This window comes from Rhizobium vallis, assembly GCF_003985155.1.
In the GTDB taxonomy this organism is placed as follows: Bacteria; Pseudomonadota; Alphaproteobacteria; order Rhizobiales; family Rhizobiaceae; genus Rhizobium; species Rhizobium vallis.
Map to the genome: position 1 here is coordinate 225,534 of NZ_ML133693.1, position 25,854 is coordinate 251,387.

General features: G+C 60.0%; 26 protein-coding genes. 7 read left to right on the forward strand and 19 right to left on the reverse strand.

The genetic code is table 11. From position 1 onward, the window contains the following. The first annotated feature begins 222 nt into the window (after nucleotides 1-222). Nucleotides 223-1,152 carry a TauD/TfdA dioxygenase family protein gene (locus tag EFQ99_RS22310; protein ID WP_126923398.1) on the forward strand — a complete coding sequence of 310 codons (930 nt, stop codon included), beginning with the start codon at nucleotides 223-225 and terminating at the stop codon, nucleotides 1,150-1,152. Nucleotides 1,153-1,283: 131 nt separating this feature from the next. Here the strand turns inward: EFQ99_RS22310 and EFQ99_RS22315 are convergent, their stop codons facing one another. The 6 genes from EFQ99_RS22315 to EFQ99_RS22340 form a co-directional block, all read right to left on the reverse strand. Further along, nucleotides 1,284-1,622 (reverse strand): slr1659 superfamily regulator, encoded by a 339-nt coding sequence (locus EFQ99_RS22315; RefSeq protein ID WP_126923399.1) that lies wholly within the window; start codon nucleotides 1,620-1,622, stop codon nucleotides 1,284-1,286. A 7-nt stretch (nucleotides 1,623-1,629) separates the two neighbouring features. Next, nucleotides 1,630-2,190 carry a slr1658 superfamily regulator gene (locus EFQ99_RS22320; protein WP_126923400.1) on the reverse strand — a complete coding sequence of 187 codons (561 nt, stop codon included), beginning with the start codon at nucleotides 2,188-2,190 and terminating at the stop codon, nucleotides 1,630-1,632. A gap of 3 nt (nucleotides 2,191-2,193) precedes the next feature. Continuing rightward, nucleotides 2,194-4,551 carry a SpoIIE family protein phosphatase gene (locus EFQ99_RS22325; protein ID WP_126923401.1) on the reverse strand — a complete coding sequence of 786 codons (2,358 nt, stop codon included), beginning with the start codon at nucleotides 4,549-4,551 and terminating at the stop codon, nucleotides 2,194-2,196. Beyond that, nucleotides 4,551-5,720: a class I SAM-dependent methyltransferase gene (locus tag EFQ99_RS22330; RefSeq protein ID WP_126923402.1), complete on the reverse strand. Its 1,170-nt coding sequence runs from the start codon at nucleotides 5,718-5,720 to the stop codon at nucleotides 4,551-4,553. The genes EFQ99_RS22325 and EFQ99_RS22330 overlap by 1 nt, the downstream gene beginning before the upstream one ends. Continuing rightward, on the reverse strand, nucleotides 5,717-6,238 hold the full coding sequence (locus tag EFQ99_RS22335) for a hypothetical protein (protein ID WP_425376283.1): 522 nt from the start codon (nucleotides 6,236-6,238) through the stop codon (nucleotides 5,717-5,719). Before EFQ99_RS22335 ends, EFQ99_RS22330 begins: the two co-directional genes overlap by 4 nt. Nucleotides 6,239-6,304: 66 nt before the next feature. Beyond that, nucleotides 6,305-7,957 (reverse strand): putative bifunctional diguanylate cyclase/phosphodiesterase, encoded by a 1,653-nt coding sequence (locus tag EFQ99_RS22340; RefSeq protein ID WP_126923404.1) that lies wholly within the window; start codon nucleotides 7,955-7,957, stop codon nucleotides 6,305-6,307. A 407-nt stretch (nucleotides 7,958-8,364) separates the two neighbouring features. Here EFQ99_RS22340 and EFQ99_RS22345 point away from each other — a divergent pair, with 407 nt between their 5' ends. Beyond that, nucleotides 8,365-8,865 carry a GNAT family N-acetyltransferase gene (locus tag EFQ99_RS22345; protein ID WP_126923405.1) on the forward strand — a complete coding sequence of 167 codons (501 nt, stop codon included), beginning with the start codon at nucleotides 8,365-8,367 and terminating at the stop codon, nucleotides 8,863-8,865. Between the two features lie 33 nt (nucleotides 8,866-8,898). Here the strand turns inward: EFQ99_RS22345 and EFQ99_RS22350 are convergent, their stop codons facing one another. The 3 genes from EFQ99_RS22350 to EFQ99_RS22360 all read right to left on the reverse strand — a co-directional run bounded on the left by EFQ99_RS22350 (nucleotide 8,899) and on the right by EFQ99_RS22360 (nucleotide 11,281). After that, complete coding sequence (locus EFQ99_RS22350) at nucleotides 8,899-9,855, reverse strand: helix-turn-helix domain-containing protein (protein ID WP_126923406.1); 957 nt, start codon at nucleotides 9,853-9,855, stop codon at nucleotides 8,899-8,901. A 137-nt stretch (nucleotides 9,856-9,992) separates the two neighbouring features. Next, nucleotides 9,993-10,340, reverse strand: a complete 348-nt coding sequence (locus tag EFQ99_RS22355; RefSeq protein ID WP_126923407.1) for a hypothetical protein — start codon at nucleotides 10,338-10,340, stop codon at nucleotides 9,993-9,995. 95 nt (nucleotides 10,341-10,435) lie between these two features. Next, nucleotides 10,436-11,281: an ADYC domain-containing protein gene (locus EFQ99_RS22360; RefSeq protein WP_126923408.1), complete on the reverse strand. Its 846-nt coding sequence runs from the start codon at nucleotides 11,279-11,281 to the stop codon at nucleotides 10,436-10,438. A gap of 291 nt (nucleotides 11,282-11,572) precedes the next feature. Between EFQ99_RS22360 and EFQ99_RS22365 the strand changes: the two genes are divergently transcribed. Beyond that, the gene (locus EFQ99_RS22365) at nucleotides 11,573-12,739 is read left to right on the forward strand and encodes a LuxR C-terminal-related transcriptional regulator (RefSeq protein WP_126923409.1); all 1,167 of its coding nucleotides are present in this window, start codon (nucleotides 11,573-11,575) and stop codon (nucleotides 12,737-12,739) included. A gap of 48 nt (nucleotides 12,740-12,787) precedes the next feature. Here the strand turns inward: EFQ99_RS22365 and EFQ99_RS22370 are convergent, their stop codons facing one another. The 5 genes from EFQ99_RS22370 to EFQ99_RS22390 all read right to left on the reverse strand — a co-directional run bounded on the left by EFQ99_RS22370 (nucleotide 12,788) and on the right by EFQ99_RS22390 (nucleotide 18,149). Then, nucleotides 12,788-13,702 (reverse strand): SMP-30/gluconolactonase/LRE family protein, encoded by a 915-nt coding sequence (locus EFQ99_RS22370; protein ID WP_126923410.1) that lies wholly within the window; start codon nucleotides 13,700-13,702, stop codon nucleotides 12,788-12,790. Nucleotides 13,703-13,717: 15 nt separating this feature from the next. Continuing rightward, complete coding sequence (locus tag EFQ99_RS22375) at nucleotides 13,718-14,668, reverse strand: ABC transporter permease (protein ID WP_126923411.1); 951 nt, start codon at nucleotides 14,666-14,668, stop codon at nucleotides 13,718-13,720. Then, nucleotides 14,665-15,612: an ABC transporter permease gene (locus EFQ99_RS22380; protein ID WP_126923412.1), complete on the reverse strand. Its 948-nt coding sequence runs from the start codon at nucleotides 15,610-15,612 to the stop codon at nucleotides 14,665-14,667. Before EFQ99_RS22380 ends, EFQ99_RS22375 begins: the two co-directional genes overlap by 4 nt. Then, nucleotides 15,609-17,060: a sugar ABC transporter ATP-binding protein gene (locus EFQ99_RS22385; protein WP_126923413.1), complete on the reverse strand. Its 1,452-nt coding sequence runs from the start codon at nucleotides 17,058-17,060 to the stop codon at nucleotides 15,609-15,611. The genes EFQ99_RS22380 and EFQ99_RS22385 overlap by 4 nt, the downstream gene beginning before the upstream one ends. Before the next feature lie 72 nt (nucleotides 17,061-17,132). Then, nucleotides 17,133-18,149: an ABC transporter substrate-binding protein gene (locus tag EFQ99_RS22390; protein WP_008536440.1), complete on the reverse strand. Its 1,017-nt coding sequence runs from the start codon at nucleotides 18,147-18,149 to the stop codon at nucleotides 17,133-17,135. 278 nt (nucleotides 18,150-18,427) lie between these two features. Between EFQ99_RS22390 and EFQ99_RS22395 the strand changes: the two genes are divergently transcribed. The 4 genes from EFQ99_RS22395 to EFQ99_RS22410 all read left to right on the forward strand — a co-directional run bounded on the left by EFQ99_RS22395 (nucleotide 18,428) and on the right by EFQ99_RS22410 (nucleotide 21,562). After that, a complete protein-coding gene (locus tag EFQ99_RS22395; protein WP_126923414.1) occupies nucleotides 18,428-19,666 on the forward strand; it encodes a GAF domain-containing sensor histidine kinase in 1,239 nt (412 codons plus the stop codon). A 13-nt stretch (nucleotides 19,667-19,679) separates the two neighbouring features. Continuing rightward, complete coding sequence (locus EFQ99_RS22400) at nucleotides 19,680-20,402, forward strand: response regulator transcription factor (RefSeq protein WP_008536437.1); 723 nt, start codon at nucleotides 19,680-19,682, stop codon at nucleotides 20,400-20,402. A 153-nt stretch (nucleotides 20,403-20,555) separates the two neighbouring features. Beyond that, nucleotides 20,556-21,185, forward strand: a complete 630-nt coding sequence (locus EFQ99_RS22405; protein ID WP_126923415.1) for a glutathione S-transferase family protein — start codon at nucleotides 20,556-20,558, stop codon at nucleotides 21,183-21,185. Nucleotides 21,186-21,274: 89 nt separating this feature from the next. Continuing rightward, a complete protein-coding gene (locus EFQ99_RS22410) occupies nucleotides 21,275-21,562 on the forward strand; it encodes a WGR domain-containing protein (RefSeq protein WP_126923416.1) in 288 nt (95 codons plus the stop codon). A gap of 51 nt (nucleotides 21,563-21,613) precedes the next feature. On the opposite strand, the gene EFQ99_RS22415 is transcribed toward EFQ99_RS22410, so the two are convergent. The 5 genes from EFQ99_RS22415 to ctaD are packed head-to-tail and all read right to left on the reverse strand — an operon-like array spanning nucleotide 21,614 to nucleotide 25,825. Beyond that, entirely contained in the window at nucleotides 21,614-22,216 is a 603-nt protein-coding gene (locus tag EFQ99_RS22415) for a dienelactone hydrolase family protein (protein ID WP_126923417.1), read from the reverse strand. 27 nt (nucleotides 22,217-22,243) lie between these two features. Continuing rightward, nucleotides 22,244-22,609, reverse strand: coding sequence for a cytochrome C oxidase subunit IV family protein (locus tag EFQ99_RS22420; protein WP_126923418.1), 366 nt, complete (start codon nucleotides 22,607-22,609; stop codon nucleotides 22,244-22,246). A gap of 7 nt (nucleotides 22,610-22,616) precedes the next feature. Next, nucleotides 22,617-23,336 carry a heme-copper oxidase subunit III family protein gene (locus EFQ99_RS22425; protein WP_126923419.1) on the reverse strand — a complete coding sequence of 240 codons (720 nt, stop codon included), beginning with the start codon at nucleotides 23,334-23,336 and terminating at the stop codon, nucleotides 22,617-22,619. Nucleotides 23,337-23,345: 9 nt separating this feature from the next. Continuing rightward, entirely contained in the window at nucleotides 23,346-24,059 is a 714-nt protein-coding gene (locus EFQ99_RS22430) for a cytochrome c oxidase subunit 3 (protein WP_126923420.1), read from the reverse strand. After that, a complete protein-coding gene (gene ctaD, locus EFQ99_RS22435) occupies nucleotides 24,056-25,825 on the reverse strand; it encodes a cytochrome c oxidase subunit I (protein WP_126923421.1) in 1,770 nt (589 codons plus the stop codon). Before ctaD ends, EFQ99_RS22430 begins: the two co-directional genes overlap by 4 nt. Nucleotides 25,826-25,854: the final 29 nt, after the last annotated feature.

The following is a 25,854-nucleotide window of genomic DNA, read 5'->3' on the forward strand; positions in this document are numbered from 1 at the left end:
GTCGGCGAGGAGCCCAGGCGAGAATTCATCGACAACGGGAAATATCGAAGGCAGCCGTTTCGGGGAAGCAGCCAAAATTAGAATTTTTTCTCTATAGATTTTATCTATTATTTCGTGCCATAGCCGTGTCGACTTGAGCGATGAGATTTTCGAACGCCCTGCGGATGCGCGCTGGGCGGATGTGACTTGCAGTCTTCTTCCAAGATCAACCAGGAGATTTCCATGAGCAATCCAGTTCTTGTCAACCAGATCATTCCCGAGTCCGATGTCGTGCCGCTGACCGGCCGTGTCGGAGCTGAGATCAGGGGTATTCGCCTCGGCGGGGAGCTTTCGGACGCAACCGTGGCAGCCATCAACCAGCTTCTCCTGAAACATAAGGTCATCTTCTTCCGCGATCAGGAACATCTTGACGATTCCGAACAGGAAGCCTTCGCGCGCCGCCTGGGCGACCTTGTGCCTCATCCAACCCAGGGACCAGTCGCCGGCACGGCGTCCATCCTCAATCTCGATTCCAGCCGCGGCGGCGGCAGGGCGGACCAGTGGCACACCGACGTCACCTTCGTAGATGCCTATCCTAAATTCTCCGTCCTCCGCGGTGTCGTCATTCCGGCGGCGGGAGGCGATACGATCTGGTCCAACACTCATGCCGCATACGAAAGTCTGCCGGCGTCGCTCAAATTGCTGGCGGACAATTTATGGGCCATTCACAGCAATGCCTATGATTACGCAGCCGTGCGCCCTCGTGCCACCGCCGAGGAGAAGAAGCACTTCGAGGAGGTTTTCACCTCAACCATCTACGAGACCGAACATCCAGTGGTGCGTGTCCATCCCGAAACCGGCGAGAGATCGCTGCTGCTTGGCAATTTCGTTCAGCGCCTGGTCGGCTTGTCGAAGAGCGACTCGGCAAAACTCTACGAGGTGTTCCAGTCCTACGTGACCGCCCCCGAAAATACCGTGCGCTGGCGCTGGAAAGCGGGGGATGTGGTGATCTGGGATAATCGCGCGACCCAGCACTATGCCGTCAACGACTACGGCGACCAGCACCGCGTCGTGCGCCGCGCCACCGTTGACGGCGACGTCCCCGTCAGTATCGACGGCCGCCGCAGCGTGACCCACGTCAAGGCGGCCAAGCCGACTGCAAAGGCAGCGTGAGCGCCGCCGAACTGGGAAAAACATAAAGTTTGCGCGGCTCTGGCCGCGCCTACCGCCTTACCAGCGCCGACTGAAGGGACAGCGACCAATGTTTGCCGATCTCCTGAAGCATCTGGAATGATCGAACGCAATCACGCCAATCGCAAATCGAGCGACGGGTGCAGCTTCTTCAGGTTCGGGAGAGATTTAGCCTGCCACGGATATTGGTGAGTGCCTTTGACAACAAGCAGCAGGTCGCCGATCTTCCTCGCCTCGATGGTCAGCTTCGCCAGCAGATTGATCCCGGAGGAATTGAGAAACTCGAGACCCGTCAGATTGAACGTCACCTGCTTGTGGCCCCCGTGGAGGATGCCTGAGATCAGCGAGTAGATGGGCGCGTAGGCGTCCGGGCCAGCCAGCCGGAATACGCCGTCGAAATACACCTGGTTTTGTTCCGCCCACACGCGGAAATTCTCGTCGCTGATTTCCATTCTTCGCTCACTGATTGGAGAAGGGCGGCATCGCCACCGCTGCAGTCGTCGTCAGTATGATATGCTGATCATCACGCTCTTCGAATGCCCATGCCATCTTTGCATCATAGTCACTCAGAAGCGTAAGCAAACCCAGACCTGAACCATTTCCCGCTGATATGGCATTGTTTTCAATTTGCTCCAGAAGAAGTTCGCCTGCGTTTTTCGACTGGATGTGATGCAGCAATTGCTGAAAACGCGCCGCGGTGGCGCCATCGATCGTGTTCTTCACCCTTATAAAAAAACTGTCGTCGAATATACTGGCTTCAACAAGGATTTCACCAGGCTGTCGAAACTTAACGGCATTTTCTATCAGCTCATTGCTGAGGTACCCGATGTCGTGATGCGCCTGCTTGTAGTCTTTCCTGGAACGGGAGTACGGCAGTGCCATGACTTCCGCTATAAAGTCGGAGGTCATTCCAGAATGCTTCCATCCGAGCTGAAGCGGCCCGTCGCTCAACGTAAGGCGAGTACCGACATCCAATCTTAAGCCCGCCAAAGACTCGATACCGTATACCCTTGGTGCCATGTGTCACCTGTGCCGCACTGCGAGAAGCGTAATGTCGTCGTGTATCTTCTGTGATCCGATGAAGTGCATGAGTGCCGCCACAATCTCGGAAACGATCTTGTCGGCGCTTAGACCGTTCAAGCGACGTGCCTCCCGGCAAAGTCGATCCATGCCGAACAATTCCCCGAGCTCGTTTTCGGCTTCCGTTACGCCGTCCGTGTGCAAAAGTATGAGGTCGCCCGTCTCAAAGGCTATTTCATGGGTTTTTACGAACGCTGAGATATCGGCTTCCAGCCCGATCGGTATCCCTAGATCCATCGTGTCGATGCGCTCGACCTTGCCATTCGCCCGCACGATGACAACTTCCTCGTGTTGCCCCGAGAGGATCATTTCCTTTCCGTCATAGTCGAGAAACGCCAGCGTGAGGTGCTTGTCGATCTTGGTCCTGACGATGTTTTTAAACAGGGCGCTGTTCAAGTCCGTGAGAAATTTGACGGCATCGGTGTTTCCCGCTTCCTGCAAGGCGCGGGCCACGGACTGAACCATCAACATCAGCACACCGCTTTCGAGCCCGTGTCCGGTGACGTCGCCGATGCCGATCTTCAGCCTGTTCCCGTTCTTCAAGACGTCATAATAGTCTCCACCGACTTCTTCAGCAGGCCGCATATAGGCTGCGATCTCGAGGGTCTGAAACTCCTCAAGCTCCTGATGCAGCGGAAGAACCATGAGCTGGATTCTTTCGGCGACGGCCAGCTCCGTTCCAAGACGTCGGTTTTCTCGCTGGAGCTGCGCATTCAACGTCGAAATCTCTTCCTTCGCATCCTCGATCTGGGCGGTTCGCTCTTCGACGAGTTGCTCGAGGTTTTCCGTGTGGTAGCTGATCTGTTCGGCCATCCGATTGAATGCTTCACCGGCCTCGCCGACCTCATCCTTGCTTGTTATGGCGACCCTGACCGAATAATCCTTTGCCTGTATCCGCTTGGCTCCATCAGCAAGCGCGCTGATCCCGCTCGTGATGCGTTTCGAAGCCGCAAAGACCGCGATCGTCACGACAAGCAGGGAGAGGAGGATCGCCAGAATCTGGTAGATCACAATCCGGTTCGTTGCCTCTGAAATCTTGGCCTGGGCCGCATAGAGCGAGGCGTCGATTTCCCGTTCAGGCACAACCACCCCAAGAGACATGGCCTCCTGCCGAACGGGGCCACTGGACCAGAGATTGGTCGCAGGGACTTTCTTCACGATCACGATATAGGGCACCGCGTTGCCGTCCTGCTGCAGCCACAAGTGCTGGATGCCCCGTTCGCGATCGAGAGCCAGGCCCGCTATCGCCGGCTGAGAGCTTCGCTTCAGCGAACGTTCCAGGCCGGTCACTCCGGTTCCGCTCGTATCACTCGCCGAACGAAGGCCGAGCGTTTTTTCGCCTGTGCTGTTGATTGCCACGACGTTTCCGTCCGACATTGCGAGAAATCCGAAGCCGGACTGGGCCACTTTCACATTTTCAACCGTCTGCGCCAGCTGGTCGAGCGTGATATCGGCGCCTGCCGCCCCGGCGACATCCTTCCTGTCGGCTGACCACAGGGGATGAAAGAAACTTACGATCAGCTTCCCGGTGATCGCATCCGTGTAAGGAGCAGTCTGCGTTATTTCGTCCGCAATCGGCCGCGTTTTGCTGTCCTTGGCCCATCCCTGCCAGGATTCATAGAGTCCGGGAAAAAAGAAGTCCCAGAAATTCGCGTCGTTGTGGCCCGGATAAAGACGGTCGAAGGTCTGAGCCTGGTCGGTGTAGGGCGCGGTGCGGAAGATCGGCCGTTCTTTCGGTCCGATGTAATACATTTGCAGCTTTGAAGCGCCGTGCTGCAGCAAGCTCGGCGCAACAAGGTCGAGAACCGAGCTCGTCTGGATATCCTTCTCAACGTCCGGCCGTGGCTTATGGTCCGGTCCGAGCAGATAACCCCAGACGCTCATGACCGATACCGAGCCCGGGGCGTTCTGGGACCACCTCCCCTTCTCATCGTAAGTGAGGCTGACGCTGTCCGGAGATGTCCGAGAAATCGCCGTGCCGACCTCGGCATTGCGCTCGGGGTCGTCGATCTGGGCCTGGAGCACGCCCGCCAGGGCGCTGACGTCATTATGGACCTGCCGCAGGAGCAAACTCACCTGTGCTGCGGTCGAATCAGCATATGTGCGTACATATTCCTGGCTTGCAGCTTCGAGGCCCTGCCCGACCTCCAGCGTTGCGTCGCGCGACAACCTCTGAACGTTCCAAAGCGCCAGTCCGCCGCTCACCAGCAAATCAAAGAGAACGGCTCCGCCGACGACAAGGATGAACTTTGCTCGAAATGAGCCCAGTCTTATCGGTCTTCTCGATGGTTTCCCGTCCATTACAGCGGCTTCCGGCCGGAGGCTGCCCAGATCGGCCAGCCTGCGTAACCCTTGGGGTGAAGAGCAGCAAAGACATGATCCTTGAATCCTTGCCGGAACCTGCGAATGAATTCCAATGAGTCGCCGCGTCGGACGGCCATCTCACCGGCATAGACGTTTTCCCATGCTTCGATGATATTTGCGAAATCCTGGGGATCCCCGTCAAGGTTCGTCACCATAAAGCAGTCGACCTTGATATCATCGAAGCCGGCGTCGGCGAGGAGATGGCGGCTTTTCGGCCCCATCTCGACATCCATGTCGAAGTGTTTGAACAGTTTGGCGACCTCCTCGTAAGTCCACTTTATCGTTTCCGCATGCGGCTCGCCGAGACAATGCGAGTTTTTTTCGTTTGTGATGTAGACGCGGCCGCCAGGTTTGCAGATGCGGTAAAGCTCCCGCAGGAGCATCTCGGGACGATTGAAAATCTGCAGCGAATGGCGGCAGGTCACAAAGTCGAATTGATTGTCTCGCAACAGCATTTGCGAGGCATCGCCATAGGTATATTCGATTCCCTTCAGATTGAAGTCGGCAGCGACCCGGCGAGCATATTCGAGGCTGCGAACGGAATGATCCAGCGCGACGAGGCGTGCCGGTGCAAATTCTCGCTGAACCAAGGCGGCGAAATCACCAATTCCGCAGCAGATATCGGCGATGGCAAGACCTTTGCGCAGACCATGGCGGGGCAACAGTTCCCGTTCGTGCTTCCATGTCATTTTCGTCTGGGTGCGTAGAATGGGAATGAAGGTCTCATCCTCCACAAAAGTCTGACCGGGATAAAAAGCCGAATCGTAGACTTCGATCGACAGGTTCGGTTCTGCCGCCAGGGTTTGGAACAACGAAGTCGACCATGCCACCACGCTTGATGTAATGATGACGATCTTCCGTTCCGGCCTGTTCCGGCAGCTTGCCTTGAGAACGTCGGACAGGGCGGCGAAGGCAGTCATGTTGATGTGTGTCAGACGTTTGACATTAAGGTACACGACCCCGCTGTATTTTTCCAAACTTTGCTGCACTAGCCTGAGGGCATCGGCAATCGCAGCGGCGCTTTCGGGCCGCATCTTGCCTGAGAGCACCAGCTCCTGGTTTGTCGGATCGAAACGTACGGCGAAGGGCAGAGGGAGCAGGTTCATCGGAAGTCCTCGGTCGAGGGGAAATCCGCGATGATTTGTATTCCTTGCGTGCCGTGCTTCTCAATTCGGATGGCGGCGCGGAAAATTGCGGCCAAATCGCGTAGCAGGACCTTCCCATCGGACTTCACGGCCAGATACCCAGACCCGGCTTCCGGGATGGGCTGGCGTTCGGCTGATCCCGCATGCGCGCGCTCACGGTCAGATGCCTCCTCGCAGGGGAAGGCAATTCTCAGCCGATTGAATGTCGCGCTGCGATATAGATCGAAACTGATCCTTCCCGGCTCACCGGTCGAACGGAAAGCGAGTTCGATGAGCTCGTTCGTCGCAACGGAAAGAAAATTGGAATAGCGAGCGGGATCGCTGTGACCCTGGCCGAGAATGTCTGAGAGATACTCAGTAATCCTGTCGCAAAATTGCCATTGGGATTTGAACATCCCAATGTTCATCTCCATCGATACCATCGGCGCAAATGCATGGTCATCGAAGTTGGATGCTTCCTCTTTCAATACACCCTCCATTCGTTTGCCGAAGGCGTCAGATTGATGCAAGCCGCAGCTGAAACACGGCGAAAAATCGATCCTTCACTATGGTCTTGGCTGGCTTGCGGATGCTTCCGCCTCAGCAACGAAATCGCCGATCGCCTCAACCGAAAGCGGCCTGCTAACCAGATAGCCTTGAAGCCTGTCGCAGCCAACGCTGCGCAGCCATCTCGCCTGATCGGACGTCTCCACCCCTTCGGCCGTCACTCGCATATCGAGGTCATGTGCGAGATTGACGATGCAGCGGACGATTGCCTGGCTTTTCAAATCGCTTTCGAGGTCGGTGATAAAGTATCTGTCGATTTTTATCGTATCGAAAGGGAAGGTCTTGAGATAGCTGAGGGATGAATAATCGGTCCCGAAATCATCAAGAGAGATTCGTATCCCCAGCACATTGAGGGTATTCAAGGTGTCGATGTTGTTGACGGTTCGCTCGAGCAGCACGGTTTCGGTTATCTCGAGTTCCAGACGGTCGGGCGGCAGGCCGACCAGGTCCAGTGTATGGGATACGCGGTCGGTGAGGCCGCTTGTCAAGAATTCAGCCGCGGATAAATTGACCGCGACAGTGTAGGTCTCTGGCCACTTCATCGCCTCGCGACATGCCTGCTCCAAAACCCATGCACCAATTTCCGGCATCAACCCATCGGCTTCGGCCACCGGAATGAAGGCCGCGGGTGGAATGGTTCCTAGCAGGGGGTGGCGCCATCGGAGCAATGCTTCGAAGCCGAAAATCCGGCCGCCTTCCGCAATGGGCTGGTACTCCATGAAAAATTGCTGCTGGACCAGAGCCATGCGAAGGCTGCGGCGCAACAGTTCGCGCTGCTCCAACGATTCAAGCATTGAGGGATCGAACGGTTTTGCGCGGCCGCGTCCTTCTTTCTTCGCGGCATAAAGTGCGACATCAGACGACTTCATGAGCTGCTCCGGACTGACCCCGTCCAATGGCGCAGCTGATGTACCGATGCTCACACCGACAAACAGCGCGATGCCGTCTATCGTGAAGGGCTTCTTGAACGCGTCCACTAAGGCTTCCGCCAGCCCATGCCCTTTGGCGGGATGCCCCGAGCCCATGGAAATGACCATGAATTCGTCTCCCGCCAATCGGTAGGCTCTGTCATCGCTGGTAAGGCACCCTTGAATGCGGCTCGCAGCGAGCTGAAGAAGCTTGTCGCCGGCCGGATGCCCGAGCGTATCGTTCACGGGCTTGAAATCGTCGAGGTCGAGCTGCATCAAGGACAGAGCTTCTCCCGAGGCCGTGGCCTCATGCAGCGACGCGGCAAGATCGTCGCTGAACTGACGTCGGTTCGGAAGCCCGGTCAGCGGATCGTGAGTGGCCAGATGCAAAAGAGTTGCCAGATCGTCGCCGTTGCGTTCCTCAGACCGAACCACGGCAAACAATTCTCCGATCCGATAGATCGTGATGCCGTGCGATCCCGGCTTGTCCGGATCCAGCGATATGCGCAAAGGCCGAGCGGCGTCGCCGATCGAACGAGCAGCGAGCGTGATCTCTGACTGGTCTAATTCTGGAAAATGCTCCCAAAGCGATGCTGCCGGAGTCACGGAAGCAGGCAGCGGATTGCCTAGCAAACTCTCGACGGGATTGAATTCGCGATCAAAAAACAACAGCCCATCGGCCGGATGCAAAGCTTTTGCCTCTGTTTCTTCCACGGGCGAGTGAGCCGCACGATTTCTTCCCATGTCCCCGGGCTTTCTCCAGTCGAACGTCCTGGCAGGCAGGTGGAACCCAACTATAGTGCAACTTAGGAGCGTTTTGAACCTATATTAGGCATGCCTGATTAACAATCCCCAAAAGCATTGCCATGAGGCAATGCCAAGCCACGCCGTGAAATCTTCAGTGTCACGCGCCCGTCCAAACGCGTTCCAGCGCAGGTCTTCAATCCATCACATTGGACGGGATGATCTTAGGCCGAGTCGGCTTGAAATCTCAACCGCGGCGGCGATCTCCTCAAGGTTCCATGACACCCTCCCCTTTTCCGAAGCGTCCTCATGGCAGGATTGAACGCCCGGAAAAGTGGTCGTTGCCGAGTGAGCACAAGTCGCTGATACTCGATGCTTAAGCTCGCGGTCACAACGAGAATGACTCAATGATTTCATTAAGGCCGATGCGGGAAAGCGAATATTCCGCCTATCTCGCTTATTTTATCCCTGAATATGCGGCCGAAATTTCGTCAAACTACGGATTTTCGGAACTTCATTCGCTTTCCCAGGCGAAACGGGAAATTGCAGCCGACCTCCCTGACGGCGTCAATTCGAGCGGGCAAGTCTTGCTCTGCTTGGTCGATCAATCGGAACGCCCTGAAATGCTTATCGGATACCTCTGGTACAAGCCGGACTCGGCCATGCGCTCAGCATTCATCAACGATTTTCACATCTTTGCCGCCCACCAGGGTAAAGGCCTTGGCAAACAGGCCTTGGAGGTTCTGGAAGGCGAACTGCAAGGCAAAGGTATTGAACAAATAAAGCTGCGGGTCGCTGCGGACAACGAACGCGCCCGCCATGTTTATGAGGTCACGGGCTTTCGCGTGACCGGGGTCAACATGAGCAAAGCCATCGCGTCGGCAGGACCGGCGACACGGCTGACCTGAAGGGCGCCGCCAAATGGCCGAAAGAAGCCTACCCTACCGGGCGGCGCCAGGCGTATCGCCAAAGCGTCGACGGAAACAGCGGTTGAAATATGAGATGTCACTGAACCCGACCTCGTAGGCGATCTCGCTGATCCTCTTGGACGCATGACGCGGATCATTCAGCATGGTTTTTGCGCGCAGCAGGCGCTGCTCGAGAACACGCTCGGAAAATCCGGACCCGGTCGCGGCCAGGAGATCCTGTATGTAGCGAGCCGAGAGCTGGAGCTTGCGACCGATAAACTCAGCCGAAAGCTCGGGATTGGAGAAATCTGTGCGGATATGCGAAAGGACAGCCTCCAAGCGCGCTGCGCGCAAGCCGGTCAAGCCAGCGAGTTCCGCTTCGTCTCCCTTTGCGCCGGTGACCAGCCCAACGAGATCGATGATGGTCGCTGCAACATGGTCAGTCAGCGTCGGCGAAGCGGGCAGATCACCTGTGTCGAAAAGCATGAGATAGTTGCGCAGCAGACGGAGCGCTTCGGCGTCGTGTCTGGCGACAAGGCCCTGCTTGTCGTTGATCCTGGCGAAAGGAACATCCAAAAGCTTCTTCGCAATGCCAAGATGTATCCAGCTATTATGATCTTGGCCTAAAATCGTCTGCGGCTCGCCCGCATCGAGGAATGCTTCGCCCGGCTTCAATTCAATATCGTTCTGCCGGTAATTGCCCCCGATCGCTGTAGGGCTTGTGTTGATGACAAGCGAATAGCAGTCGTGCGTGTCGGCAAGGATACTTTGCCGGGAGCGCGTGACGCGGTTGATGGTCCCGGTCATTTTTGCATAGACCAGTCCGCCAATATGCGAAGCTTCGAATTTGGCATAGAATGGATCCTTGTCAGAGATCCCAAATTCGACAGAAGCGATATCGGCAGTATATATATCGCGCCACAATGAAAAACGTGCTTCGTTTCCTAAATGCGCAGGTAGATCAGCGGATGAGAAAATATTATTTCGCAATTGATAAGACCCTTTATATTTATTCAAAAAATTACAAATGCAATCTGATTAAATGGAAATGGGCTTTCGCCTCCAGCTTGCCTTTGCAGTTCTAGTAAACAAGAGAGAGCGGGCGAACAGCGTTCGCCCTCCCTGGCTCATTTCGTGATGATCTTGCCGTTCGGCAGTTCCACGCCGATGACGTCATCGACGCTACCGGCACCGGTCTCTCCAGCGGGTGCGACACTCGCGGCCGATAGAGCGTTCGTGTTGAGGGCATTGTTGCTAAGCGCGTTATTCGACAGAGCGTTGTTGGACAATGCATTGTTCGATAAGGCGTTGTTGCTCAGAGCATTGTTGGAGAGAGCGTTCGCTGTGATGGCATTGGAGGTAATGGCATTAGAGGTAATCGCGTTGGAGGTGATGGCATTGCTAACGATTTCCGCAGATGCCGGAACCGCGGACACTGTGAGAAGTGCGGCGACGACGAGTTGACGGACTTTCATGATCATTTCCTTTTGTTTGAACGGAACCGAGGACAATCCAGCGGTTTTGAAATTCCTGCGCTTCAAGGATTTGAAGACAGGAAGCGGTGTTGCCGCTAGCGGGAGCGGTTGAAAATCAATGCCTTGCCGAATAGTCCGGCTTTGGCGTTCTCGGCCGTGCAAGGCGCCGGACCGAGCCGGTTGGCAAGGCGCGGGCAGGAGTTCTGCAGGTCCTCGAGCGTCATCTTTTCAGGGACGCGGGTATGGGCGACGCAGACGGCGCCTGTGGCACTCCATGCCGCTTCGAAACTCAGGTCATCCCGGCCGGAGCTCTCCGCCTCCTGCTCAATGCCGCGATCGTCGTAAATGTCGATCTTCATGCCGGTTCGGGTCGTGGCGTGGTCGCCGCAATAGTCAGCTCGGACCATATTGACGCAGGCGCGGTGGTATTCCGCCAGATCCGTCCCGTCGGACAGTGTTTTCCAGGGCTTGTAACCGAAGCGGACGCACTTCCCCTGGGCTCCGGCCGAACATGTGAGGGTGAAGCCGGACTGCGAAATCATCTTCCCCTCCGAATTCCATTGCCCCTTGAGCGGAAACATCCAACGATTTCCATCAGGATCGGGATCGCAGAGTTCGACCGGTGTTGGGCCATCGACAACGGTGACCTTGTGCAGCAACACCTCGCCATCGGGATCGCGGCTGTCGGTCACGATGTCATCAACGCGGACACGGTGGGCAACGGCATCGCCGGACAAGCGCAGCGACAGGGTCGCGCCAACGAGTTCCTTGCCCTGAAGAACCTTGCCGCTCGAAAAGGTAAGTCGGAACGCAGTTCCCACAACTTCGGTCTTCTCGATCCGCTCGGGCTGCGGCGCAGTTGCGGTAGCGAGTGTTGGAGCGCTTGCAAATGCCGCACAGAAGAACAGAGCGCCGGCAGCGCATTTGATAAATGTTCTCACAATCATGGCCACGCGATCACAAAAAATACCGCAACGGCTCTTGCGCGTAGGCGCGGGTGATGGTGGGGACGAATATCCATGGACGGTCTCGAAATCGAAGATCTATGAAAGAGCGCGTCGCGCCGTGACCAACGACGTCTAAAGGACGCTCCCGGCGTCGTCGTCACCCGCAAGTATGACGTCTTAGCTTTGCCTCCCGGCGGAGCCTGCGCCATGCAAGCTTTCGATTGCATATCTTGCAATATTCCTGCCAGTGTCTGGCTGGCACGAAGCGATTGCGCAGGGGACCGCATGAGTAGACTGGGTGACGAAATACTGTCGTCGATCATCGGCGATATCTATGATTGCGCCTTGAGCCCGGAAGGCTGGACGGGCGTCATGACCCGCATCACCAGTACCATCGACGCGGCCTATACGACGATTGCCCTCACCAGCGTCACGGACAGTCGAGGTAGATTTGCGGCTCAGTCTCCCTGGGACGCCGAGCAGTTGAGAGCGCTGCAGGACTATGAGCTCGACGCAATACCGGGCCTGAGGGCCGCGGTCATTGGCGACATCGATCTGCCGCAGCGGACATTGTCTGTCGTTAGCGAAGGCGAGCTGGAGGAATCCGCATTCTTTCAGGAATGGGCAAAACCTCAAGGTTTGCGCGAGGCGTGTACGACGAAGTTCGTCCATACCGCCGACCGGATCGGATTATTCAGTACGACGACGTGGGCGAACCGGCCGCCCATCAGCACCGAAGAACAGCGCTTTCTGGCTTTGCTTTCACCGCACCTGCGCCGAGCTTCCCTGATTGGCGACCTCCTGGATCAGACGCGCGTCACCACCGGCATATATCGCGGTGTTCTCGACAGCCTCGCAGTTCCCGTCATTCTCGCAGGTGCAGACGGGGCGATTCTTCACGCCAATGCCCATGCGGCAAAAATGCTTGACGAGCGTGTCCTTCTGCGCTCGCGAAACGGCGTTCTTCAGGCACAGACGCCTGTGGTTTCACGTGCATTGCTGGAAGCGATAGAGGCGGCAGCCCGTGCGGACGCCCTGCTGGGGTCGCGTGGTATCGGCCTTCCGATTTCCACACCCGGGCAGCCTCCGGCGGTCGCCTATATCCTGCCGTTGAGCGAAGGGACGGCGCGAGCAGCCTTTAGGCCGGCCTGCGCTGCCGTGTTCATATCGACCACCATTTCAGCTTCTCCTCCGCCGGAAGACGTGTTGATCACGCTTTACGATCTGACCCCGGCCGAGGCGCGCGTCGTCCTGCAGATCGGCAGAGGATTGAATGCTGCGCAATGTGCCGCCGCTCTGGCAATCAGCGAGAATACGCTGAAGACCCATCTCGGCCGGGTCTATGCAAAGACCTCGACTGCCCGTCAGGCCGATCTCGTCGCCCTCGTCTCGACGATCGCATCACCAATCATGCACGGGATGTCGCTGGCGACGTCGGCCGATACCACGTGATACCGACTGCAGAGCCGATCGTTCGATCACGCCAACGGCGACCTGGCCTTATGGCACCTGAGCTCCGCTCACCGCGAGATAGACCGAATAAACCGACCGCGTCGCCGCAATAAACAGCCGGTTGCGTCTGGGCCCGCCGAAGGTGAGGTTGGCAACGGTCTGCGGTACGCGGATCTTGCCGATCAGTTTGCCGGTCGGGTCGAAGCAGTGGACACCATCGGCCGCACTCGACCAGAGGTTTCCGTTCACGTCGGTGCGGATGCCGTCGGGGATGCCGTTGTCGATCAGGCAGAAGACGCGGCCGTTGGCGAGCCTGTTGCCGTCGACCACGTCGAACGCGCGGACGTGGCGTGGCAGGCTTTCGTCGTGGCTTGCCGCCGAATCCGCCACGTAGAGGATCGTTTCGTCGGGCGAGAAGGCAAGGCCGTTCGGCTGGATGAAATCCTTGACGACAGCCGCGAGCGCGCCGGTCGTTGGGTCGAGCCGGTAGACGTTACGGGCGGGCTGCTCCGACACGGCGCGATAGCCTTCGTAGTCCGACATGATGCCGTAGGTCGGATCGGTGAACCAGATCGTGCCGTCCGATTTCACCACCACGTCATTCGGCGAATTGAGCTTGGCGCCTTCGAAGTGGTCGGCGAGCACGGTGATCGAGCCGTCGACCTCGGTGCGCGTGACGCGCCGCCCGCCATGTTCGCAGGAGATCAGCCGTCCCTGCCGATCACGCGTGTGGCCATTCGCGAAGTTCGAAGGTTGCCGATAGACGGAGACGCCGCTTTCCGGCGTCCATCGCAGCATGCGCTGGTTGGGAATGTCGCTCCACAGCAGCTGGTTCGCATCGTTGAACCAGACGGGACCCTCCGCCCAGCGACAGCCGGAATAGAGTTCGTCGAGACCGGCGCTCGTCACGATCAACTGCCGGAAGCGCGGGTCGTGGATTTCGTAAATGCTGGCCTCGGCCATTGGCGTTCTTCCCGATTATCGCATGTCGGCCCGGCGACCGCCGGCGAGCATGATGACGCTGATGATGATGAGGCCGGTCATGATCAGGCGGATACCCGCGCCGACCCCGTAGGTGTTGAGCATGGACACGACCAGGAACATGAAGAGCGATGCGCCCCAGATGCCCGGCACGTTGGAATCGCCACCGGCGACCGCCGTGCCGCCGATCACCACGACGGCGATCGACATCAGGAGATATTCCGAGCCCATGTTGAGCGCCGCGCCGCCGGAGAAACAGGCGAGCAGATAACCGGCGACCGATGCCAGCACGGCGCAGAAGAGATAGGTGACGAAGCGCGTGCCGTCGACCGGAATGCCGGCCATGCGCGCGGCCGGCATGCTTTGGCCGATCGCCGAGATCCAGCGCCCGTAGATCGTCTTCTCGAGCAGGAACCAGGCCAGCAGCGAGACGAGGAGTGCGACGATCGCCACGTTGGGTACGCCGAGCGTATTCGACGTGGTGAATTCCGCCAGCACGCTCGGAGGCTTGATGCGCAATCCCCGGTTCGTCCAGATCGCGGCGGATTGCACGATGAAGCTCGTTGAAAGTGTCGCGATGATCGGCGGAATGCGCAGCGCCTTGATGAGCGCATAGTTGCAGAGGCCGACGACCAGGCCGATGACGAGGGCGACGAGAAGACCGGGCAGGATCAAGCCGTTTTCGACATTCATCAGCTTCAGCGCCACCGTGCCGGCAAGCGTCATGGTGGCGGGAACCGACAGATCGATATTGCCGGGACCGAGCGTGATGACGAACATCTGGCCGATGCCGACGATGACCGAGAAGGCGGCGAAGGTGAGTGCTGCTTGCGACAGGCCGAGCGTGCTCGCCCCGAGCGTCACCATGATCGTCAGGAACCAGACGACGAACGCGGCAAGCCACGACCAGATCCAGGGCTTGGAGAACAGGCGGAGCAATGGGGTCATCGGCGTTTCTCCTGCTTCTCCAGGCGGTTCAGCATCAGGCGGAGCGCCAGCACGATGATCAGGATCGCGCCCTGAGCCCCGATCTGCCAGTCGGGCGAGATGCGCAGGAAGGACAGGAACGAGCCGGCAAGGGTCAGCGTCAGCGCGCCGATGACGGCGCCGATCGGTGAGACGCGGCCGCCGATGAACTCGCCGCCGCCGAGGATCACGCCGGCGATGGACAAAAGCGTGTAGCGCAGGGCGATATTGGCATCGGCCGAGGTGGTCAGGCCGACGAGGGCGACGCCGGCGAGCACGGCGAAGAGGCCGGCAAGACCATAGGCGCTGGCGCGCGCCGCGACGATCGACCAGCCGGCGCGCTCGACCGAGCGCTGATTGCCGCCGATGCCGCGGATCAGCACGCCGAGCGAGGACCGCATGACGAGAAGATCGGCGACGACGGCGATGGCGATGCTGGCGACGATCGCCATCGGCGCCAGCGGCGGCTTGACGGTCATCAGCCAGCGCACCCAATCCGGCGCTTGGCCGCCAGGTGCCGGCAGAAGCAGCACGGCGAGGCCGCCCCAGACGAAACTCATGCCGAGGGTCACGACGATGGACGGCAGATTGCGCAGATGGATGATGACGCCGAGCGCCGCATAGGTCGCGATCGCGCCGGCAAGGATCAGGACGCCGGTCACGGGGGCATCGCGCAGAAAGGTCGCGGTGACGCAGGCGACGAAGCTGACGAAGGTGCCCATCGAGAGATCGAGATCGTTCACCGCCATCACCAGCATCTGGGCGATCGTGGCAAGCGCGATGGGTACAGCCAGGTTGAACAGCAGGTTGAGCCCTACATAGCTCACGGCGCGCGGCTGCATCCAGAAGACGGCGGCGAGCAGCAGCGTCAGCGACAAGGCGGGAATGGCGAGGCGCATGGCATCGGACGAAAGCCGGAACATTATGCTGCGACCCCTTCGAAGGAGGCGGCGATGATATTCTTCTCGTTGACCGCGTCGCCGGCGAGTTCGGCCTTGATACGGCCTTCGCGGAAGACGTAGACGCGGTCGCAGAGGCGGACCTCGTCCATTTCAGTCGAATACCAGATGAAGGTGCGGCCGCGCGCTGCCTCCTCGCGGATGATGGCGTAGACCTCCTGCTTTGTCCCGACGTCGACGCCGCGCATCGGATCGTCCATCAGGACGACAGGCGCGCGCGTCGCAAGGGCGCGCGCAAAAAGCACCTTCTGCTGGTTGCCGCCGGAAAGCGACAGGATACGGTTGCCCATATCGGGTGTGCGGATTTCGATCCGCCGCTTCCAGTCGGCGCCTCTCGTCTCTTCCTCGTCTGCGAGGATGAGGCCGCGCCGCGACAGATCGCCAAGCGAGGCGATGGAGAAGTTGCGCAGGATGCTCCACAGCTCGAAGACGCCGTTGAGGCGACGGTCGCCAGCGACGAAAGTAACGAGCGGATCGCGTTCAGGCAGCCAGTTGCCCGATTGGGCGGCATGCAGCGCGAGCAGCAGTTCGGTCTGCCCGTGGCCGGCCAACCCCGCCAGTCCGACGATCTCGCCCTTGCGCGCCGCAAAGGCAAGGCCTTTCGCCTGATGCGACAGGATAAGCGGCGCGGTGGATTGTTCGCGCGCCGAGCGCTGCCCGCCCTCTTCCCTCGCGACGGTGCCCATGGCTTCCACGAGACCATGATGGTCGAAACCATGCGCCGGGCGCTCGGCGACGACGCGGCCGTCCTTCATGACGACGATGCGGTCGGAGGTTTCGAGGATTTCGTGCAGGATATGCGAAATGAAGATGACGGAGCCGCCGGTGGCGATAAAGCGGCGGACATGATCGAGCATCTGGCGGGCGAGGCTTGCGTCGAGCGACGACGTGGGTTCGTCGAGGATCACCAGCCGCGGCGCGATACCGGCATCGGAAAAGGCCATTGATATCTCGACCATCTGCCGTTCGGCGATCGAAAGATCGCCGACAGCCCGGCCGCTGTCGATCCCATGGCCGGGAAAGACCGTGTCGAGGCTCTTCTCGATGATTTTTGCAGCGCGTCTGCGCCAGCCGAAGCCGCCGAGATCGCGGTGCATGATGCGGGTGTTCTCGACGATCGAGAGGTTGGGGCAGAGCGAAAGTTCCTGGAAGACGCAGCGCACGCCGCGGGCGCGCGCGGCGTTGATGCCGTAGCGCTCCAGCCGCTCGCCGTCGCTTGCCACGCTTCCTTCATGGGGCGTGAGGCCGCCATTGATGACGCTGACAATCGTGGATTTGCCGGCGCCATTGTGGCCAACGAGGCCGACGCATTCGCCCGGCATGACGCGGAGCGTGACGCCGTCGAGCGCCCTGACCGCGCCAAAATTGACCTTGGCGCCATCAACGGCGATCACCGCCTTCAAAACCTCATCCATGCTGCCCGCCACATCTGCTTCTCAAAGAATGCCGCGCGGCCATTTGCGGCCGCGCGGCAGTCGCCGGGAGATTTACTTTGCCGACTCGATGACCTTGATTGCATCAGCCTGCGTGTATTCCACGTTGGCGACGCCGCCGGCCTGGGTATTGGCGAGGTTGGTTTCGAGATTGTCCTGGTCGATGCGCAGGAACGGCACGACGAGGTCCTTCTTGACCTGCTTGCCGTCGAGGATCTGCTGGGCGACCCAGAAGGCGAGCGTGGAGACGCCGGGCGCGATCGACACGGACATGGTCTCGTAGCCCTTGCCGTCCTTCTGCTCCTTCCACCACTTCAGTTCGTCTTCGCGGTTGCCCATGATGATGGTCGGCATTTTCCGGTCGGTCGCGGCAATCGCCTGCGCGGCGCCGTAACCGTCGCCGCCCTGCGTCACCACGCCGACAATGTCGGGCAGGCTCGGCAGGATGCCGGCAACCGCCTTCTGCGCCACGTCCTGCGCCCAGTCGCCATGAACGGAGCCGACGACCTTGAACTGCGGGAACTGCTTGACGCCGTCGTGAATGCCCGCCGAAATCTCGTCATCGACGAAGACACCGGCCAGACCGCGGATCTCGAGCAGGTTGCCGCCCTGCGGGAGTTTCTTCGACAGGTACTCCACTTCGCTGCGGCCCATTTCCTTGAAGTTGACGGCAATGCGCCAGGCGCAGGGTTCGGTCACGATGCCGTCGAAGGACACCACGGTGATGCCGGCGTCGCAGGCTTCCTTGACCGCGCCGTTCAGCGCCGTCGGCGAAGCGGCGTTCAGCACGATCGCGTCATAGCCCTGCAAGATCATGTTCTGGATCTGCGCCGCCTGCTCCGTCGCCTGGTTCTCGGCGGTGGTGAAAGGGTCGGCCGCGGCAACGACGCCGGCCTTGACCGCTTCGCCCGTCACCTTGCCCCAGCTCGTCAGCATGGCTTGGCGCCACGAGTTGCCGGCATAATTGTTGGAAAGGGCGATTTTCTTGGCCGACGTATCGGCAAAGGCGGAAACGGGCATCGCGGCGCAAGCAATAGCGGCCGATGCCAGAAGCATCTTACGGATTGTCATGTCTTCCTCCCTCATGATCGCCGGTCGGCGATCGCTTCACTCCTGCCTGGCCCAATTGGGCTCGAGTGAAAATTGTTCTTGCACTGAGCTTCCTCCTCTCAGTAAGGGCAGGATGCGGGAGATCGATTGGCCTGTACAGGGGCAAGGCGGCAAGTCGTTTGCGGGTTTTGCGCAACAAGCTGCGGGTTTACGCAAGACGGCGGCGCTTCCACGGCGCTTACTGGGAAGAGATCGCGGCGGGTTGAGGAGCCCGCTGCCATCTATGGGAGGAACTGACGATGCTGCATCTCGCACCCGCAGCCATGTTCGACCACTATCTCGGCATTTCCCGGCTGCTCGCGGGCCAGCTCGACTTCCGCTCGGCCATTCGTTCCGTTGCGGCCGAGGTCGCCCATATCATCCCCCACGACCATCTCGATGTCTGCGTGCTGCTCGAAGGCGGCAACTACCACACGGCTTACGAGACAGGTATCGAGACCGCCTGGGGCGAGATTGCCGGCGCACCTGTTGTCAACAGTCCCATCCGTTCGCTGCTCTGGGGCGAGGTGGAGTTTATGCTGGCGGACGACGCCATGACGGATCCGCGCTTCCACTTCGAGGGCGCGTTCAAGCGGCCGATCGTCGAACAGTCGCTGAGGAGCCGTTTGCATGTGCCGATGAAGGTGCAGGGCACGATCATCGCCGCACTCTCCTGTTCGTCGCAAACGGCGGGCGTCTATACGATGGAGGATATCGAACGCGCCCGGATCATAGCCGACCTGCTGACGCCCTATTTCTACGCATTGCAGGCTGCCGAGCAGGCGCAACGCTCGGCGATCGTCGAGGCGGAAGCTCGCGCCCGCGAGGAGGGGTTGCGGCAAGGCGCGCTGAAGCTGACCGAAGCACTGGAACAGGAACGTCAGCGAATCGGCATGGACCTTCACGACCAGACACTGGCAGACCTGACGCGGCTCGCCCGCCGGATTGATCGGCTGTCGCGCAACGGCGAGGTGGCACCCGAGGCGCTGGAGCCGCTCTCCCGCTCCCTGCAGCATTGCATGCAGGATCTGCGGCAGATCATCGAACAGGCAAAACCCTCCGTGCTCCAGCTCTTCGGCCTCGCCCAGGCGATCGAACATCATCTCGACCGATCGACCCGCGACACGGGATCGGCCATCGAATGGGGCCTTGTCGACGAGACGCACGGCGCACTGGAGCAATTGGAACCGACCGTCAGCGTCGCGCTGTTTCGCATCGCCCAGGAAGCGATCAACAATGCGGTGCGCCATGCCGCTCCGCTTGCCGTCACGGTGCGGCTCGAGGCCGACGACGAGCGGCTGTCGATCGAAATCTCCGACGACGGCACCGGGCTCGCCAAAGCGCGCGGACGGATCGGCGGCGGCATCGACAATATGAAGACCCGGGCACGGCTGATTTCGGCGCGCTTCACGACCGGGCTAGGCCACAACAATCGCGGAACTGCGGTGCGCGTCGTGCTGCCGCTTGGCCCGAATGACCCGGCGAGCGGGCCGAACTGAGGAGAGAGGCGCAATGAAGGTTCTGATCGTCGAGGACGACCCGCTGCACCGGTCCTATCTGCACGAGGCCGTCAACGCGGCGCTGCCCGAATGCGACACGGTGATCGAGGCGGAGAACGGCACCGTCGGCGAGAAACTCGCCCGCGATCACAAGTCGGCCCATATCGTCATGGACCTGCAGATGGCGAACCGCAACGGCATCGAGGCGGCGCGCACGATCTGGAAGGAGCGGCCGGAGACACGCATCCTGTTCTGGTCGAACTATTCGGACGAGGCCTATGTGCGCGGCGTCTCGCGCATCGTGCCGGATGGCGCGGCCTATGGCTATGTGCTGAAATCCGCTTCCGACGAGCGGCTGAAGCTTGCGCTGCGCTCGATCTTCATCGAGAGCCAGTGCGTCATCGACCGTGAAGTGCGAGGCCTGCAGCAGAAGAGCCTCGGCCAAACGAACGGTTTCACCGATTCCGAATACGAGATCCTCGTCGATATCGCGCTCGGCCTCACCGACCGGGCGATCGCCAAGCGCCGGGGCCTATCGCTGCGCAGCGTACAGAACCGCCTGCAGCAGCTCTATGACAAGCTGGATGTCTACCAGAGCGCCGGCGACGACCACGAAGACGGCCGCTTCAATCTCCGCGCCCGCGCCGTGACCGTCGCCTTCCTGCGCAAACTCCTGAACTACAGCGCTCTGGAGCGGGCCGAAGCCGAGTTGCAGGAGTGGCTGGATGGAAAGTAGTTTCGGGGATAATTTGTTCCTGACAGAGGCGGCCCTATGGAGGATATCCGGGATCCGCCGGCAGCGCGGCCGCCATGCAGGCCTCCGCGCAGAAATCGGGTGGCAGATGCCGGACCAGCGTGCAGAATCAATTCGCCGTCAAAGGAGGAATTCATGCTCACGCTTTACGATTATCTCCCGTCGCAGAATGGCTGGAAGGCCAGGGTCCTGTTCGGGCTGCTAGACATTCCGTATCAAGTCCGCTTGCTATCGATTTTCGAGGGTGAAGCCCGCACCGATGCCTTTTTCGCTCTCAATCCGGCAGGAGGCGTTCCCGTCTTGGAACTGGAGGATGGGCGGACGATCGCCGAGTCCAATGCAATCCTCGCTTATCTGGCCGAGGGCACCCGGTTGCTGCCGGCTGATCGCTATCAACGTGCCAAGGTCATGCAGTGGCTGTTCTTCGAACAGTATCACGTCGAGCCGGTCATCGGCACGCTGCGCTTCTGGACGTTGACAGGGCGCCTCGAACTCAACGCAGCTATGGTCGAAGCCAAACGTGCCGCCGGTCTGCGTGCCCTTGCCGCACTGGAACGCGGGTTGAAGGACACGCCTTATCTGGTTGGCGAGGAGTTTTCGATCGCGGACTTGGCGGTTTACGCCTACGCCCACCGGGCAGCGGATTGCGGCTTCGTTGTAACCGATTATCCGGCCGTTGCCGCGTGGTTCGATCGCGTGCGGGACGTCATCGGTCCCGATTATCCGGTCTACCTGTACAGCGACGATCCTCATTCAGCCATCTGAGCCCGACGCATCAGCGACGTGAATCGATCCGCCGCGAACGATTCAGGAAACTCGTTGGACGGCAAAATGATGAGCGCGCATCATCGGCTATGGATGCAAAAGCCGACATCATGCTGCTCTACCGGATTGATCCGTCTCGGAACATGGCGCGCTTCTATCGCCTGTCGATCCAACCAACATTGTTCGGAGGCAGTTCTCTCCTGCGCAACTGGGGCCGGATTGGGACCGAGGGCCGGCTGAGAGTGGAACTGTTCGATACGGCCGAGGAGGCCGCGATTGCCTATGAGCGCATGGCCGGCCGGAAGTTGCGTCGCGGCTATCGGCACGAGGGTGCAGCCGGTGCCGCGCGAGAGACGCTTCACGCTGCGGGGTGCTAAGACTGCTTGGCGGCTCGATTTCCCGTCAACCGGGCCTTGAAGGCAATATCGTCATCGCGTGGATCGGCTGGTCGCCGTGCGATCCAGGAAAGCAAGCACGCGCGTGGTCAGCAGCGCGGTCGCGTCCGCATCATAGGACGGCAGCGAGCTGTCGGCGAAGTAGTGCTGATCGCCGGGATAGAGGAAAAGTTCCGCGTCCTCGACCTTCTCCACGATCTCGCGAGCGGCGTCGATGTCGCCCTCGCCTGCGAAAATCGGGTCGTTGTCCATACCATGGATCTGGACCGCGACGCCGTTCGGCCAGGGTCCGATGGCCCATTCGCCACTGATCGGCAGGCAGGAGTAGAAGAGCAGAGCCCCGCGCGCTCCGGGCCGCGTCTGCGCCAGCTTTTGTGCCGGCAGCACTCCGAATGAAAACCCGGCATAGACAAGTCCTAGAGGCAGGTCGTCAGCGACGCGGACACCGCGTTCCCTCATGGCCTCGAATCCGATCTCACCGATATAGGCAAGCCCCTCGTCGATGCTGGGGAATGTACGTCCCTCGAAGAGATCGGGCGTATGCACGATGTGGCCGCCGGCCCGCAAGGCATCGGCAAAGGCGCGCACGCCTGGCGTCAACCCCTGCGCATGATGGAACAATAAGATCTCAGCCATACAGAATCTTCTCCCCAGAAACGCTATCTAGGGCGTAGCTCCGAAGAAGGCGAGCCGGGTGAAAATCGTGTAGTCCGCTTCCGATACCATCAGTGCCACGAAGACCAGCACCAGCAGCGGCGGCAGCAGGATGGCATAGACGAGCGCCAGGCGCTCCCAGGCCATGTGCATGAAGACGGCGACGATGAGACCGGCCTTCAGCATCATGAACAGGAGGATCAGCGTCCATCTGAGATAGCCGTGGATGCCGAGGTAATCGACCATGTAGGAAAAGGCGCTGAGCACGAAGAGCAGGCCCCAGACGAAGAAGTAGAGCCCGATCGGGTGCTGCTGTCCGGTATGTGCCTGTGCGTGCGTTGTTTGGACTTCTGCATGCGCCGTTGTCTCGCTCATGACGACCTCACCACAGATAAAAGAATGCGAAGATGAAGACCCAGACCAGGTCGACGAAGTGCCAGTAGAGGCCCATGATCTCGACGGCCTCGTAGCGGCCCTTCCGACTGGTGAAGAAGCCGCGGCGTTCCACGTCGAAATCGCCCCGCCAGACCTTGCGGGCGATGATCAGGAGGAAGATGACGCCGATCGTGACATGGGTGCCGTGAAAGCCTGTGATCATGAAGAAGGTCGATCCGAATTGCGCCGCCCCCCATGGGTTCTCCCAGGGGCGCACGCCTTCGGTGATCAGCTTCGTCCATTCGAAGGCCTGCATGCTGACGAAGGTTGCGCCGAGAAGTGCTGTCAGCAGCATCAGGATCGCGGTTACGCGGCGGTCGCGGCGATAGCCGAAATTGACCGCCATCGCCATCGTGCCGCTGCTCGAGATCAGCACGAAGGTCATGATCGCGATCAGGATTAGCGGCACGTCCTGGCCGCCGATGTGGAGCGCGAAGACCTCGCTCGGATTGGGCCAGGGAACGGGCGTCGACATGCGGGCGGTCATATAGGCGATCAGGAAGCAGCCGAAGACGAAGGTGTCGCTCAAGAGAAAGATCCACATCATCGCCTTGCCCCAGGAGGCGGTCTTGAAGGCCCGCTGATCCGAGCTGAAATCGGCCGCGACACCGCGAAGGCCCGCCGGCCTGAGGTCAGCCCCGCCGTGTGTCTCGATAGTCTGTGCCATCTGCACCCCCTAGCTAATCAACGTGCGGCAGAGATCGACAAAATCATTGGCCCAGCCGGCAAAGAGCGCGAAGAGCAGCAGCCAGACGGCGAGCATGAAATGCGAATAGATGGCCGAGAGATCGACGCTGAGGCTCAGCCTCTCCGGTGCGATATCGGCTGCGAAGGCCTTGGCCGTCGTGTGCGCGAGTACAGCAAGCCCACCGAGAATGTGCAGGCCGTGCAGCCCGGTCAGCATGTAAAAGAAGCTGTTGGCGGGGTTGTCGGCTAGCACATAGCCGGCGGCCGTCAGCTCCCGCCATGCCTGGATCTGCCCGGCGACGAAGAAGATGGCAAGGGCAAGGGCAGCAGCGAGCGCCGGCCGCAACGCTTCCATGCGGCCGTGCTGCGCTTCGCGTTTGGCCCATTGCAGCGCAGCGCTGCTAAGCGCAAGGGCCGCGGTGTTGACCCAGAGCAGGCGCGGAACCGGCATCCCCCACCAGTCGGCCGACGCTGCACGCATGAAATAGGCGCTGACGGCAAGGCTGAAGAGCGCGCCGACGACGCCGAGAAAGACGAAGAGGCCGATCTTCACTGCCGGCACCGGCCGCCGCTCACTGCCGGCATGAACCGGCATCTGCACCGAGCCGGTCTCCAGCCAGGGCTTGGACGTCAGCCGCTGCCCGGAGAGCCACCAGATCATGATGGCGGCGATGGCGGCCAGAAAGATCAGCACCACGCTCATGTCGGGCCCTCGCGAGTGACGCCGCCCGTTGCCGGCACATTCTGCGGAATGAAATCCTCCGCCGCCCCCGGCACACTGTAATCATAGGCCCAGCGGTAGACGACAGGCAGATCCTTGCCCCAGTTGCCGTGCGCCGGTGGTGTCTGGGGAGTCTGCCATTCCAGCGTCGTTGCCCGCCACGGATTGCCGCCTGCCTCCCTGCCCCGGAAAAGGCTCCAGGCGAGATTGAACAGGAAAACCATCTGCCCTGCCCCGACGATCAGCGCCATGACAGTGATGAAGATGTTGAGCGTGTGGGCCGAAGGCGGAACGAAGGCGGTTTCTCCCATCTCGAAGTAACGGCGCGGCACACCGAGCAGACCGAGATAATGCATCGGAAAGAAGATCGCATAGGTGCCGAGGAAGGTGATCCAGAAATGGATCTGGCCGAGCGTCTCGTCCAGCATGCGTCCCGTCACTTTGGGATACCAATGATAGATCGCCCCGAAGATGACGAGGATGGGTGCCACCCCCATGACCATGTGGAAGTGGGCCACGACAAACATCGTATCCGACAGCGGCACGTCGACGACGACATTGCCGAGGAAGAGGCCGGTCAGCCCGCCATTGACGAAGGTGACGATGAAGGCGAGCGCAAAGAGCATCGGCAGCGTCAGGTGGATATCGCCGCGCCAGAGCGTCAGCACCCAGTTGTAGACCTTAATCGCCGTCGGAATGGCGATGATCAGCGTCGTGGTGGCGAAGAAGAAGCCGAAGGCCGGGTGCATGCCGCTGACATACATGTGGTGCGCCCAGACGACGAAGCTTAAGCCCCCGATGATGACAATCGCCCAGACCATCATGCGGTAGCCGAAGATGTTCTTGCGTGCATGCGTGCTGATCAGGTCCGAGACGATGCCGAAGGCCGGCAGCGCGACGATATAGACCTCGGGATGGCCGAAGAACCAGAACAAATGCTGGAAGAGGATCGGGCTGCCGCCGCCGTGCTGCAGCTGCGTGCCCATCTCGACGATCGCAGGCATGAAAAAGCTGGTGCCGAGCAGGCGGTCGAAGAGCATCATGACGCAGGCGACGAAGAGGGCCGGAAAGGCCAAGAGCGCCATCACAGTCGCGGTGAAGATGCCCCAGACGGTGAGCGGCATCCGCATCAGCGTCATCCCCCGCGCGCGGCCCTGCAGCACCGTTACCACATAATTCAGCCCACCCATGGTGAAGCCGATGATGAAGACGATCAGCGAAATCAACATCAGCAGGATGCCCCAGTCCTTGCCGCCCGGCGTGCCTGACAGAACCGACTGCGGGGGATAGAGCGTCCAGCCGGCGCCCGTCGGGCCGCCGGGCGCGAAGAAACCGGCGGCGAGGATCAACACAGCAAGCAGGTAGATCCAGTAGCTCAGCATGTTCGCGTAGGGGAAGACCATGTCGCGCGCGCCGACCATTAGCGGAATGAGGTAATTGCCGAAGCCGCCGAGGAAGAGCGCGGTCAAGAGATAGATCACCATGATCATGCCGTGCATGGTGATGAACTGGTAATAATGATCGGCATCGATGAAAGAGAGAGCGCCGGGAAAGGCGAGCTGAATGCGCATCAGCCAGGAGAGCACCAGCGCCACCAGGCCGATCGAGATCGCGGTCAACGAATATTGCACGGCGATGATCTTGGCATCCTGGCTGAACACATATTTCGTCCACCAGCTGTGCGGATGATAAAGTTCGACATCCTCGACTTCGGCGGAGGGGATGCTGCCGGATGGAATCTCGACCATGATCTCTCTTCCCTTCCTTCCAGCGGTCT